The sequence below is a fragment of the Pseudohaliea sp. genome, from assembly GCF_054552115.1.
In genome coordinates, this window is record NZ_JBTOLW010000015.1 from 65,162 (window position 1) to 78,379 (window position 13,218).

General features: G+C 67.7%; 11 protein-coding genes. 4 read left to right on the plus strand and 7 right to left on the minus strand.

The window, feature by feature from the left end; genetic code table 11:
* Positions 1 to 24 precede the first annotated feature (24 nt).
* The 5 genes from ACX93N_RS09230 to ACX93N_RS09250 all read right to left on the minus strand — a co-directional run bounded on the left by ACX93N_RS09230 (position 25) and on the right by ACX93N_RS09250 (position 6,152).
* The gene (locus tag ACX93N_RS09230) at positions 25 to 2,793 is read right to left on the minus strand and encodes a valine--tRNA ligase (RefSeq protein ID WP_459428123.1); all 2,769 of its coding nucleotides are present in this window, start codon (positions 2,791 to 2,793) and stop codon (positions 25 to 27) included.
* Positions 2,794 to 2,844: 51 nt separating this feature from the next.
* Complete coding sequence (locus tag ACX93N_RS09235; protein ID WP_459428124.1) at positions 2,845 to 3,264, minus strand: DNA polymerase III subunit chi; 420 nt, start codon at positions 3,262 to 3,264, stop codon at positions 2,845 to 2,847.
* Positions 3,261 to 4,757 carry a leucyl aminopeptidase gene (locus tag ACX93N_RS09240; protein WP_459428125.1) on the minus strand — a complete coding sequence of 499 codons (1,497 nt, stop codon included), beginning with the start codon at positions 4,755 to 4,757 and terminating at the stop codon, positions 3,261 to 3,263. Before ACX93N_RS09240 ends, ACX93N_RS09235 begins: the two co-directional genes overlap by 4 nt.
* Before the next feature lie 265 nt (positions 4,758 to 5,022).
* Positions 5,023 to 5,493, minus strand: coding sequence for an RDD family protein (locus tag ACX93N_RS09245; protein WP_459428134.1), 471 nt, complete (start codon positions 5,491 to 5,493; stop codon positions 5,023 to 5,025).
* Positions 5,490 to 6,152, minus strand: a complete 663-nt coding sequence (locus ACX93N_RS09250) for a hypothetical protein (RefSeq protein ID WP_459428126.1) — start codon at positions 6,150 to 6,152, stop codon at positions 5,490 to 5,492. Before ACX93N_RS09250 ends, ACX93N_RS09245 begins: the two co-directional genes overlap by 4 nt.
* 188 nt (positions 6,153 to 6,340) lie before the next feature.
* On the opposite strand from ACX93N_RS09250, the gene ACX93N_RS09255 reads away from it, so the two are divergent.
* The 3 genes from ACX93N_RS09255 (at position 6,341) to trhO (ending at position 9,954) form a co-directional block, all read left to right on the plus strand.
* Positions 6,341 to 8,620, plus strand: a complete 2,280-nt coding sequence (locus tag ACX93N_RS09255; protein WP_459428127.1) for a TonB-dependent receptor — start codon at positions 6,341 to 6,343, stop codon at positions 8,618 to 8,620.
* 81 nt (positions 8,621 to 8,701) lie between these two features.
* Positions 8,702 to 9,031 (plus strand): BolA family protein, encoded by a 330-nt coding sequence (locus ACX93N_RS09260; RefSeq protein WP_459428128.1) that lies wholly within the window; start codon positions 8,702 to 8,704, stop codon positions 9,029 to 9,031.
* Entirely contained in the window at positions 9,028 to 9,954 is a 927-nt protein-coding gene (gene trhO, locus ACX93N_RS09265) for an oxygen-dependent tRNA uridine(34) hydroxylase TrhO (RefSeq protein WP_459428129.1), read from the plus strand. The genes ACX93N_RS09260 and trhO overlap by 4 nt, the downstream gene beginning before the upstream one ends.
* A 48-nt stretch (positions 9,955 to 10,002) precedes the next feature.
* Here trhO and ACX93N_RS09270 read toward each other — a convergent pair whose 3' ends face one another.
* Both ACX93N_RS09270 and sthA read right to left on the minus strand, forming a co-directional pair.
* A complete protein-coding gene (locus tag ACX93N_RS09270; RefSeq protein ID WP_459428130.1) occupies positions 10,003 to 10,734 on the minus strand; it encodes a trypsin-like serine peptidase in 732 nt (243 codons plus the stop codon).
* On the minus strand, positions 10,735 to 12,132 hold the full coding sequence (sthA, locus tag ACX93N_RS09275; protein ID WP_459428131.1) for a Si-specific NAD(P)(+) transhydrogenase: 1,398 nt from the start codon (positions 12,130 to 12,132) through the stop codon (positions 10,735 to 10,737).
* Between the two features lie 190 nt (positions 12,133 to 12,322).
* Here sthA and ACX93N_RS09280 point away from each other — a divergent pair, with 190 nt between their 5' ends.
* Positions 12,323 to 13,012, plus strand: coding sequence for an OmpW/AlkL family protein (locus ACX93N_RS09280; protein ID WP_459428132.1), 690 nt, complete (start codon positions 12,323 to 12,325; stop codon positions 13,010 to 13,012).
* Positions 13,013 to 13,218: the final 206 nt, after the last annotated feature.

A 13,218-nucleotide genomic window follows, 5' to 3' on the forward strand; every position in this document is an offset into this window, starting at 1 on the left:
CCGCCAACCCATGCGCGCGCCGCGCTACATGTTCTCAAGGGCTTTACGCTGCGCCTCGAGGCGGGCTTGCGCCTGTTCCTGCGCAGCCAGCTTCTCGCGTTCCCGCTCGACCACCTCGGCGGGGGCCTTGGCGACGAAGCCCGGATTGTCGAGCTTGCCGCGCAGACGCTTCAGTTCACCCTCAATTCTGCCCAGTTCACGCGTCAGCCGGGCGAGCTCGGCGTCGCGATCAATGAGTCCTGCCAGCGGCACCAGGATTTCCAGTTCGCCGGCCAATGCGGTGGCGGCAGCGGGAACATCCTCGTCCGCTTCCAGGAAGCGGACGCTGTCGAGCTTCGCGAGCTGCATGAGGAAGGTCCGGTTGTCCCGCAGCCGCTGGTTATCTTTTTCCGTTCCGTTGCGCAGGAGCGCGCCGATCGCCTTGCCGGGCGCGACGTTCATCTCGCCACGAATGTTGCGCACGCCGAGCACAATCGCCTTGATCCATTCTAGCTCCGCGCTCGCAGCCGTGTCCACGCTGGCCGGGTCCACCTGCGGGTAGGGCTGGCGCATGATCGTCGGTCCGGAGACACCTGCCAGGGGGGCGACGGACTGCCAGACTTCTTCGGTGATGAAGGGCATGAACGGGTGCAGGAGGCGCAGCACGCTCTCGAGTACCTGCACGAGGGTCTGCCGCGTAGCGCGCAGGGCGGCCTGGTCCTGCGCAGCGTCGCGCAGGGCGACCTTCGACAGCTCGAGATACCAGTCGCAGTACTCATTCCAGATGAAGTCGTAGAGCACTTGCGCGGCGAGGTCGAAGCGGTAGTTGCCGAGGGCGCGGTGTACCTCGCCGACGGTGTCCTGCAGGCGGGAGCGGATCCAGCGGTCCACGAGGTGGTAGCTGACCGGCGCGGCCGGGTCCTGGCCGCAGTCCTCGCCCTCGGTGTTCATCAGCACGTAGCGGGCCGCGTTCCAGATCTTGTTGCAGAAATTGCGGTAGCCCTCGATCCGGCCCAGGTCGAACTTGATATCGCGGCCGGTGGAGGCGAGGGCGTAGAAGGTGAAGCGCAGCGCATCGGTGCCGTAGGCGCTGATGCCTTCCGGGTAGTGCTTGCGCGTGGCCTTCTCGATCTTCGCGGCGAGGCGCGGCTGCATCATCCCGGCAGTGCGCTTGGCGACGAGGTCCTCGAGGTCGATACCGTCGATGAGGTCGATCGGGTCCAGGACGTTGCCCTTGGACTTGGACATCTTCTGCCCCTCGCTGTCGCGCACGAGGCCGTGCACGTAGACAGTGTGGAAGGGCACCTCGTCGCGGAAGTGCAGGGTCATCATGATCATCCGCGCGACCCAGAAGAAGATGATGTCGAAGCCCGTCACCAGTACCGAGGTCGGGTGATAGCGCGCGAGCTCCGGCGTCTCCTCGGGCCAGCCCAGGGTGGAGAAGGTCCACAGCGCCGAGGAGAACCAGGTGTCGAGGACGTACTCGTCACGGTGCAGGGGCAGGGTCTCGTCGAGGCCATGCTCGGCGCGCACCGCGGCCTCGTCGGCGCCGACGTAGACGTTGCCCTCGGGGTCATACCAGGCGGGGATGCGGTGCCCCCACCAGAGCTGGCGGCTGATGCACCAGTCCTGGATGTCGCGCATCCAGGCGAAGTAGGTGTTCTCCCACTGCTTCGGCACAAAGTTGATGGCGCCCTTTTCCACGGCCTCGATCGCCGGGCCGGCGAGCTTCTTTGCGTCCACGTACCACTGCGGCGTCAGCCAGGGCTCGATGACCACGCCGCTGCGATCGCCGCGCGGGACCTTCAGCGTATGGTCCTCGACGGTCTCCAGCAGGCCCAGCTGGTCAAGGTCCTCGACCACCCGTTCACGGGCAGTGAAGCGGTCGAGGCCGCGGTAGAATTCGGGGACGGCGTCGGACAGGGTCGCGTCGGCATTGAGGATATTGATCAGCGGCAGGTCGTGGCGCTGACCGAGGGCATAGTCGTTGAAATCATGCGCCGGCGTGATCTTGACGCAGCCGGTGCCGAAGTCGCGGTCGACGTAGTCGTCGGCGACGATGGGTATTTTTCGTCCGACCAGGGGCAGATCGACGGTCTTGCCGACGAGGTGCGCGTAGCGTTCATCCTCCGGGTGTACGGCGACCGCCGCGTCGCCGAGCATGGTTTCCGGGCGCGTTGTCGCGACCGTGAGGTGCCCGCCGCCGTCGGAGAGCGGATAGCGGAAGTGCCAGAGGTGGCCTTTCTCCTCCTCGGCGATGACCTCCAGGTCGGAGATCGCCGTGTGCAGTGCCGGGTCCCAGTTCACCAGCCGCTGGCCGCGGTAGATTAGGCCTTCCCGGTAGAGACGGATGAAGACCTCCTGCACGGCCCGGGAGAGGCCGTCGTCCATGGTGAAGCGTTCCCGGGACCAGTCCGGCGAGGTGCCGAGACGCCGGAGCTGCCGCGTGATGTTGCCGCCGGACTCGCCCTTCCACTGCCAGACCCGTTCAATGAACGCCTCCCGGCCGAGCTCGTGCCGGTCCTTGCCCTCAGCCTCGAGCTGACGCTCGACCACCATCTGCGTGGCGATGCCCGCGTGGTCCGTGCCCACCTGCCAGAGCGTGTCGTTGCCCTGCATACGGTGGTAGCGGATCAGGGCGTCCATGAGGGTCTGCTGGAAGCCGTGGCCCATGTGCAGGCTGCCGGTCACGTTCGGCGGCGGGATCATGATGCAGTAGGGGTCGCCGCTGCCGCTGGGTTTGAAATAGCCGTTCTCTTCCCAGTGCGCGTACCAGCGCTTCTCGATCTCGGCAGGCTTGAAGGTCTTGTCCATCAGGGCTCGGGTCCGCTCAGGGGCGCTCGGGAAAGCGCGCGATTATACGCGTCACAGATCGTGCTTTTCCAACGCGTAGCCGCGCTCCTTGTAGAACTGCCAGGCGGCGCGCAGCGCCTGCAGGCTGGCCTCGTCGCGGGTGACGACCTCGGCGACGCGGTGGAAGCGGGGAAAGAAGGGGGGCGGGGAGAGGTCCAGGTTGATCAGCAGGTCGTCGTGGTCGCCCGGGTCCTGGCCCCAGCCGATGAGCACAGGCTCGCCCGCCGCTTCGCCGACCAGGGCGTGCGGCAGGAAGGCCTCCGGGCGGAACTGCCAGAGGAGTTCGTCGAGGCTGCGCGCCTGGGCTTCGTCCGCACAGTGGAGGAAGACCCGGTGGCCGCGCCCGGCGGCCTTGTTGGCGAGCCGGCAGGCGACCAGGGGCCGCCGGCCGGCGTCGCCGTCGCCGACGACGTAGAAGCCGACGCGCGTCACCGCTTCCCGGCGCGGTCGCGCAGGTAGCGGGTGAGGAGGGCGACGGGACGCCCCGTGGCACCCTTCGGCGCGCTGTTCCAGGCAGCCCCGGCGATATCGAGATGCGCCCAGCGGTAGTCTTCGGCGAAGCGGGCCAGGAAGCAGGCGGCGGTAACGCTGCCAGCCTCCGGTCCGCCGATGTTGGCCATGTCGGCGAAGTTGCTCGACAGCTGCTTCTGGTAGTCCTCCCAGAGCGGCATGCGCCAGGCCCGGTCGTGGGCCGCGGTGCCGGCGGCCAGCAGTTCGTCGGCCAGCTCGTCGTTGTTCGCATAGAGGCCCGCGGCGTGCGAGCCGAGGGCGACGACGCAGGCGCCGGTGAGCGTCGCAATGTCCACGACCGCCGCCGGCTTGTAGCGACCGGCATAGCTGAGGGCGTCGCAGAGCACCAGGCGACCCTCGGCGTCCGTGTTGAGCACCTCGATGGTCTTGCCGGCCATGGAGGTGACCACGTCGCCCGGCTTCGTTGCGCTGCCGCTGGGCATGTTCTCGGCGGCGGCGACGATGGCGACGGCGTTCACGGGCAGGTCGAGCTCACAGAGGGCGTGCACGGTGCCGAAGACGCTCGCGGCACCGCCCATGTCGAATTTCATCTCGTCCATCTTGGCGCCGGGCTTCAGGGAGATGCCGCCACTGTCGAAGGTGATGCCCTTGCCGACGAGCGCGTAGGGCTTCGCGCCCTTGCTCCCACCCTTGTACTCCATGACGACGAGCTGCGCCGGCTGGTCGCTGCCGGCGGAGACGGACAGGAGGGAGCCCATGCCGAGTTCCTTCATCTGCTTTTCGGACAGAACCTTGACGGAAAGCTTCGGATAGCGGCGGCCGAGCTTGCGTGCCTCCTTTGCGAGGTAGGCCGGTGTGCAGATGTTACCGGGCAGGTTGGCGAGCTCGCGTGCCGTGTTCACGCCAAGACCCGTAGCCAGGCCGGCTTCGAGCGCGGCCTTCGCGCGTGCCGTCGACAGCGCCTTGCCCGCGTTGACAGCGAGACGCTTGAGGGCCGGCTGCGCGGCCGGCTTGCTCAGGGTCTGCCGGTAGCGGTAGAGGCCGGTGACCACGCTGCGCGCCAGGAATTCGCACAGCCATTCGCTGTCATCCTCGCCGAGGCCGAGCTCACCGGCGTAGACGAGCGCATCCGTCGCCTTGCAGTCGCGCAGGCAGCGGCCGATCGCCTCGCAGAAGGCGATCTGTACCGGGCGGTCGAACTTGCGGGCCTCACCGCAGCCGACCAGCAGCACGCGCTTGATGGCGCCGTTGCCCGGGAGCAGCAGGGTCTTGCCTTTCTCGGCACTGAAGTCGCCGAGGTCCAGGGCGGCCTTGATGCTGCCGCCAAGGATCTTGTCGAGCTCCTTCGCGGTGGCGGTGGGCTGCTTGCCGGCGAACACCGGCAGGACGGCGCACTGGGTCCGTGCGCTGCCCGCGTCGCTGACCTGGCGGGCGGAAACACTCAGGGTGGCCATGGCTGTTCCTTTTTCGATGGGTATCAGGGGCGCTAGTGTACGGCGAACGCCGGTCCAACTGAACCGGGGGCGCAGCTCGGCGAGGGCAAACCTCTGCTTCTTTCGTCGCGGTTTTCCGGGGCGAGGGCGGAAGTCTTCTCTCACAAAGCGTGAAAGGGGGAGCGACTGGGGGCATCCCCCGGCAGCCGCACCGGCGAGCGGAACAGGTGAATAGCAGAGATAAATCGGAGAGCCAATCGAAACAGGCCCGAAAGCTCCGCTGAACCTACTTCTTGCGTTTCGGTACGAGTACGAGGGCGGTACCGGAGAGATGGTCGTGCCAGTAGCGGCCGCGACGGTCGACCAGGCACCAGAGGTAGCCGACGCCCAGGCAGGCGGCGGAGAGCAGTGCGCCCAGGCAGCGCAGTGCGCAGCGCGGCACCGTCAGGCGTTTCCCCGGCATCGGGACGAGCTTCACGCGCCAGGCCTGCATGCCGAGCGTCTGCCCGCTCTTGATCCAGAAGGCCGAGAAGAACCCGATGAGGCAGAGCAGGATGAGCCCCTGGGCGAGCCAGGGGTTCAGCGGCTGGACCGGTTCGCCGCCGTCCACCAGTGCCGCGACGGCCATCGCGATGACGAAGGCGAGCATGATGACCGGCAGCACCAGGAACGTGTCGTAGACGAGCGCCATGAGCCGGCGCGGGAGGGCCGGGCTCGGGCATTCGTCATTGTCGGGGGTGTCGGGGCGCTCGCTCAGGGCTCGAGCTCCAGGTGGTCCGTAGCCGGTGGCGGTGGCTCATTCCTGCGCCGGTAGCGCTCCTCAACTACGTCTGCACCGGGCTCGGCGACAGCCAGCTCCGGCGCTGCGATGGGCTCGGCAACGGGGCTTGGCGACGGGGGCGTCTCTTCGCCGGCCAGGCCGAGCGCGGAAACGTCGGGCGGTGGCGGCACGGCGTCCCGGGGCAGGCCGGGAATGTCCTCGCCGGCCGGCGCGACGGACAGGTCGTCGGTGGCGGGCGGCGCCGGCGCCGGCGCGGCCTCCGGTCCCAGGCGTTCCCCGGCGGGGGCCACGGAGAGGTGAGCGGTGTTGATGTCGATTGCCCCGACTCGCTGGCGCTCGTCCGGGCGCAGGACGTCACTGCCCGGCGCCGCGAGGCTCAGCCCGGGCTCCTGCGCGCCCGCACCGGCGCGCGAGAGGCGGGGGCGGGCGCCGGCGCGCTCCATGGCGGCCTTGTAGCGAAGGGCCTGCTCGCGGTCGAGATCGCGGCGGATCAGGTGCGTGGCGCCGGAAAAAAGCTTGTCGAGGGTGGCATCGCTCGCGTTGAACAGCACGGCGAGGCCTTCGCGCACGCTGGCCGCGTCATGGCCGTCGAGGAGCTCGCCGGCGTAGTAGATGTTGAAGGTCTCGTCGTCCATGGCCCCACCTGCTATCGGTCCGAGTATAGGAGGGTGGCCGCTGGTGGCCAAGGTCTACCCCGGAGAGGTCTACCCCGGGAGCTGTCTACCCCGGGAGCATGGCATTATCCGGGCGCTGGTGCGAAAATAAACCGTGGCGCCCGTACGGTGCCGGAATACTACAATTACAGTCCCGGGGGGAAACCAACATGACCCGCAAGCCAGCCCTGACCCTGCCCGCGCTCGTGGTGCTCGCTGCCCAGGCGGCGGCCCAGCCCAACATGCTCGAGGAAGTCGTGGTCACCGCGCAGAAGCGCACCGAGAGCCTGACCGACGTACCGATCTCCATCGGTGTGATGAGCGCCGAGGCGCTGCAGAAGACCGGCGTGCGCCAGCTGCGCGAAGTCGCCGAGTTCGTCCCCAACCTGACCATTTCCAACGGCAATGACAGCTCCACCGCGGTGCGCATCCGCGGGGTCGGAACCAACACGCGTAACATCGGTTTCGATACACGCGTGGGCGTGTACGTCGACGGCGTGTACATGGGCCAGTCGCTGGCACAGAACCTCGACATTCTCGACCTCGAGCGGGTGGAAGTCGTGCGCGGGCCCCAGGGCACGCAGTTCGGTCGCAACACCGTGGCTGGCGCCATCAACATGATTACCACCCGGCCCACGGACGAGTTCGAGCTCGAACTCCTCGGCGAGGTCGGCAATTACGACTCCTATCGCGTCGGCGCCATCGCCAACCTGCCGATCAGCGACAGCCTGGCAGCACGGGTCTCGGTGATCGACCATGCCCGGGACGGCTTCGTGGACAACATCACCACCGGCACGGACCACAACGAGCGCGACGGCACCACGCTCCGGGGCCAGCTGGCCTGGCGCGGCGAGCGGGTGGATGTCACCCTGGCCGCCGACTACACGGAGTCCGACCGCGTGTCGTTCTTCGGCGAGGCAGTGTCGGACTGGTCCGGCACCGTGCCGAATACGGAAGCCCCCGGGCGCTTCGATATCGCCAACGACGTCGACAACTTCGAGGAACGGGAAATCTGGGGCACTTCTCTGAATGTCGATGTCGCCCTCGGCGACTACTCGCTGACCTCGATCACCGCCTACCGCGACAACAGCATCGACCGCGGCCAGGACACGGACCACAGCTCCCTCTCGCTGCTGCGGGTGGAGTATCCCGACGCCTATGAGCAGCTGACCCAGGAGTTCCAGCTCTTTTCCCCGGACACCGGGCGGCTCAAGTACGTGGCCGGCCTCTACCTCTACCGCGAAGAGGCCACCTCGTCCCGCCGCGCCATCGTCGGCGAGGACATCGGCGTTGTCTTTGCCGGCCTGGCGCCGCCGCTGGCTCCCTTCGGCGCCGCCTTTACTGACACCTTCGCCGGCACTTTCGGCGATGTCGACACGGACAGCTGGGCCGTCTATCTGAATGGCACCTACGAGCTCACCGACCGCTGGACCCTGGGTTTCGGGGCCCGCTACACGGATGAGCAGCGCGAGGTGGATTATGACCTCGTCGGCAGCGTGGTCGACCTCGGCATCCTGACGGTGCCCACGGCGGCGGTCTTCGGCGTGGCCGTCGGCCCGGTGGTGGACGGCCTCACGGTGCTGAACTTCCAGGACAAGCAGGACTACGACGACTTCTCGCCGATGCTGAGCCTGAGCTACGCGCTCACGGAGAACAGCAATATCTACCTGAAGTACGCCGAGGGCTTCAAGAGCGGCGGCTTCAACGTCGATTTCGTGTCCGAGGCGCTGCTGGCCGACGGCATCGACTTCGACCCGGAGACCGTCGAGTCCTGGGAGCTGGGCCTCAAGGGCGAAAGCGACGACCGCTCCCTGCGCTACAGCCTGAGTGCGTTCTACATGGAGTTCCAGGACTACCAGCTGAACCAGTTCATCCAGCTCTCCAACAACACCTCGACGATCACGATCCAGAACGCGGCCGAGGTCGTCTCCGAGGGCATCGAGGCAGAGGTCACCTGGTATCCGACCGCGTCGTTGCTGGTGAATGCTTCCGTCGGCTATAACAATGCCGAGTTCGATGCCTTCCCGGGCGGCGGCAGTGTCCGCAATCCCGCCGGCGTCGGCGCGGACCTCGCCGGCAACAAGCTGCCGCAGGCCCCCGAGTGGTCCTCGGCCGTCGCCGTGCAGTACAACCTCCCCCTGGCGAGCCTGGGCGGCGAACTGGTCACCCGTGTGGACTGGACCTATACGGACGAGTACTACACTACCGAGGACAACGTCGAGTTCGCCAACCCCGGCAGCCCGATCGTCTGGGGCAAGGTGGACAGCTATTCGCTGCTGAACGGCCGCATCGGCTTCGAGGCGAGTGACCGCTGGAGCGTTTACCTCTGGGGCCGCAACCTCCTCGACGAGGACTACAGCTTTGCCTGGCCCTCGGACTTCCTCGGCACTGTCGCCAACTTCCCCGGCGACCCCCGCACCTACGGCGTCGAGGTCACCTGGCGCCTGTAGCGTCCTCGCGCCGCGAGACCGGGGTACGGCGTCGCGTACGCGGTGCCCCGGCGTTATAATCGCGCACCGGAGGAAGACCTTATGTCTGTTCAGGAGCGTATCCACGAGCGGCTCGCCGCGGCCTTCGCGCCGGTGCACCTCGAGCTCGAGAACGAGAGCCATAGTCACAACGTGCCGCCGAATTCCGAGACCCATTTCCGGGTGGTGCTGGTGAGCGATGCCTTCAGCGGCAAGCGCCAGGTCGCCCGGCACCAGGCCGTCTACGCGGCCCTTGCCGAGGAGCTCGCCGGGCCCGTGCACGCGCTGGCGCTGCACACCTACGATCCGGCGGAGTGGCGCGCCCGCGAGGGCGGGAGCCCGGCGTCGCCGGCCTGCCTCGGTGGCAGCAAGGCGGACGGGAGATCCCGGTGAGCACAGTCGTCGCCGCGCTGTACAAGTTCGCCGCGCTGCCGGACTACCGGGCGCTGCGCGAGCCCCTGCTCGGCTTCTGCCGCGACCGGGGCGTGCGCGGCACGCTGCTGCTTGCGGAGGAGGGCATCAACGGTACGATCGCCGGCAGTCGCGAAGGCATCGATGCGGTGCTCGGCCGGCTCCGCGCCGACCCGCGCCTCGCCGATCTCGAGCACAAGGAGAGCCTGCACGACGAACCGCCGTTCCTGCGCATGAAGGTGAAGCTGAAGCGCGAAATCGTCACCATGGGCGTGCCGCAGATCGATCCGCGGCGCACGGTGGGCACCTATGTCGAGCCCGGCGACTGGAATGCGCTTGTGGAGGATCCGGAAGTTCTCCTCATCGATACGCGCAACGACTACGAGATCGGCATTGGCACCTTCCGCGGCGCCGTGGACCCCGGCACCCGTTCCTTCCGCGAGTTCCCGGCCTGGGTGAAGGAGAATCTCGACCCGGCGAAGCACCGCAAGGTCGCCATGTTCTGCACCGGCGGCATCCGCTGCGAGAAGGCGACCGGTTACCTGCTGCAGGAAGGATTCGAGTCCGTCTATCACCTGCGCGGCGGCATCCTTCGCTACCTCGAGGAAACCCCGGCCGAGGAGAGCACCTGGGAAGGCGAATGCTTCGTCTTCGATGAGCGGGTCGCTGTCAACCATGCGCTCGAGCGGGGCAGCTACGAGCAGTGCTTCGCCTGCCGGCGACCGCTCTCTGCCCGGGATCGTGCTTCGGAGAAGTACGAGCCCGCCGTGTCCTGCCCGCACTGCTACGATAGCCTCGATGAGGCGCGCCGCGCGCGCTTCGAGGAGCGCCGCCGGCAGGCGGCGCTGGCGCGGGAGCGGGGCGAGCGCCACATCGGCGCCGCGCCGCAGCGCCGCTCGGCCTAGGCCTGGCGCGTCACCCCGGCCCTGCAGCCTCGCCCGGCGCTTTTCCCTTCAGCGCAGCCGGAGCCTCACCGCCGCCAAGAAGCGCGCCGCGGGCACATAGATGCTGCGGCCGCGGCTGTCCCCCCGCGACAGCACCCCCACCAGGCGGCCGCCGTGGAAGGCGCCGCCCCCGGACGCCCCCTTGTAGGCGAGGCAGTCCGTGAGCCGGTCCGCGCCGCTGGCCCCGGTGACACGGCAGTCCGGGTCGTAGGTCAGCCGTTCGCCGCCGGCGCCCAGCCCCGGGTCGCCCGAGAAGCCGGCCATGGCGAGGCGGGCGCCCTCTGCCACGGCGCCTGCGTCAAGTTCGGCGGTCGCGCCCCGGCCCGGCGGAATCGGCGGGTCCAGTTCCAGCAGGGCCCAGTCCGCCGCCATACCGCCGCCGCTGGCCACGGCCCGCGCACGGCTGCTGAGCGGCTCCCCGGCAGGGCCGGTGAGTTCGAAGCGGATGTCCCGGGATAGATCTGTGTAGTACTCGAGGCAATGCCAGGCACTGAGGACCCATTGCGCCGCACCGCCGCCCGGGGGCGCGAGCAGCGTGCCGCTGCAGCGCTCGTCATAGTGGCGGCGCCGTCCGTCCTCGACCCGGCTCGTGGGTATGGCCAGGCGGCCGACGGCGTGCAGCCAGGGTGGCGCGTCGCTCCCCACGGGCAGGCGCCGCTCTGCGTGGCTGGGCGCGGCGAGGACGGCAGCCAGCGCGAGCCCGAGGGTCAGCCCGCGTAGGGTGTCGCGCCGCCCCGCCACTCAGAACTCGGTGAGGCGGTTGATGCCATTCAGGGCCGCGATGCGGTAGGCCTCCGCCATGGTGGGGTAGTTGAAGGTCGTGGAGATAAAGTAGCGCAGCGTGTTGCCCGCGCCGGGCTGCTTCATAATCGCCTGGCCGATATGGATGATCTCCGTGGCCTCGGCGCCGAAGCAGTGAATGCCCAGGATGCGCAGGGTGGTGGGGTCGAAGAGGATCTTCAGCATGCCCACGTCTTCACCCGAGATCTGTCCGCGGGCCGTGTCCTTGAAGAAGGCCCGGCCGACCTCGAAGGGCACCCGCTGCTCCGTGAGCTCGCGCTCCGTCGGCCCCACGGAGCTGATCTCGGGGATCGTGTAGATCCCCGTAGGCACGTCGTCGACGTAGCGGACGCCTTCCTTTCCCCGCGAGACGGCGGCAGCGGAACGGCCCTGGTCGTAAGCGGCGCTGGCCAGGCTGGGCCAGCCGATCACGTCACCGACGGCATAGATATTCGGCACCGTGGTCTGGTACTGCCGATTGACCCGCAGCTGGCCGCGGCTGTCGGCCTCCAGGCCGACGTTGTCGAGGGCCAGCCGGTCCGTGTTGCCGGTGCGGCCGTTACACCAGAGCAGCGCGTCCCCACGCAGCTTCTTGCCGCTCTTCAGGTGCAGGACGACCCCGCTATCGGTGGCCTCCACGCGCTCGTAGGTCTCGCGGTGGCGGACCATGACGCCGAGGTCGCGGAGGTGGTAGCTGAGGGCGATGGAAATTTCGTCATCGAGGAAGGCGAGCAGGTTGTCGAAGCTGTTGACCAGTTCGACCTTGATGCCGAGGCCGGAAAAGATCGAGGCGTACTCGCAGCCGATCACGCCGGCCCCGTAGATCAGCAGTTTGCGGGGCGTATGCTGAAGGTCGAGGATGCTGTCGCTGTCGTAGACCCGCGGATGACTGAAGTCCACGTCCGGTGGATGGTAGGGGCGGGAGCCGGTGGCGATGACCACGTCGCGGGCGGTGAGCGCGTCCAGGCTGCCGTCACGCTCTTCCACCACGACGGTGTTGGCGTCGCGAAACTGCGCGCGCCCCTTGTAGACGGCGATACCGTTGCGCGCGTAGAACTTGCTGCGCATTTCCACCTGCCGCTCGATGACCCCGGCCGCGACGGAAAGGGCCGTGGGGTAGGGAATCTGCCGGCTGTGGCCGATGTCACGGAACAGCTTGCCGGTGTTGAAGCGCATCAACTGCTTCACCGCGTGACGCAGCGCCTTGGAGGGGATGGTCCCGCGGTGCGTACAGCCCCCACCGACCATGGTGCTCTCTTCCACCACGGCAGCGCGCTTGTTGTGCTTCGCGGCATTGAGCGCGGCGCTTTCGCCCGCCGGTCCGCTGCCAATGACCAGGACGTCGTAATCGAATTCCATACACTGTCTGCGCCGGCGAGGGCGCTTCGACTCCAGAACGGGAGAGATCGCTATTGTAGTGCTCGCGCGGGGCGCGCGAAACCGGCGCGTTGCTTGATCGGTATCAATGCCGCAGTTCCCCGCGCTTTTTAAGATGCACGGCAAATCGTCGGTGCCTGAAGCGCCGAGTCCCGCAAGCAAGGAGTAAAGTATGAAAACGAAACTGGCTGTGGCAGTAGCGGCTGTGATCGCGGCCGGCGGTGCACTGACAGCTCAGGCTCACGAAGCCGGCGACATTATCGTCCGTGCCGGTCTCGTGAATGTCGATCCGTCCGGCAACAGCGAGTCCATCGTCCTGCCGACGGAGCCTGCAACGGTCCTGCCCGGCGGCGTCGACGTCGATGACGATACGCAGCTCAGCATCATCGGCACCTACATGGTTACCGATGTCTGGGGGGTAGAGCTGCTCGCCGCCACGCCCTTCGAGCACGACATCACCCAGCCCGACCTCGGCATCGACGCCGGCAGTACCAAGCACCTGCCGCCGACGCTGAGCCTGCAGTACTATCCCCGCGGTGGCAGCGACGGCTGGCAGCCCTACGTCGGCATCGGCGTGAACTACACCTATTTCTTCGACGAGGACATCGACCCGGCACTCGGCGATGCGCTGGGTGCCGTGCTCGGCGCCACCAGTGCGCAGCTCGAGCTCGAGGACTCCTTCGGCCTCGCCGGCCAGGCGGGCGTGGACATTCCCCTCAACGACAACTGGATGCTGAACGCCGGCGTCTGGTACATCGACATCGGCACCACCGCGGACGTGCGCACGGATGTCGGCACGGTGAGCTTCGACGTGGATATCGACCCCTGGGTCTACAACATCGGCATCGCCTACAAGTTCTGAACGACGACTGCTACCGCGGTCCCGGACCGCGGTCAGGTCCCTTTAACCCCGCCTTACCGGCGGGTTTTTTTTTGGTTCTTCGAAGGTTTCCGGGGACGTTGAGCCCCTGACCTCACCCGCCGTATTGTGCCCGAGACCGCATGGGAATGGGGCACGGCAATGTTTGATCGCAAGACGGTGGGTAAGCTGGGCGGCTGGACGGGCTA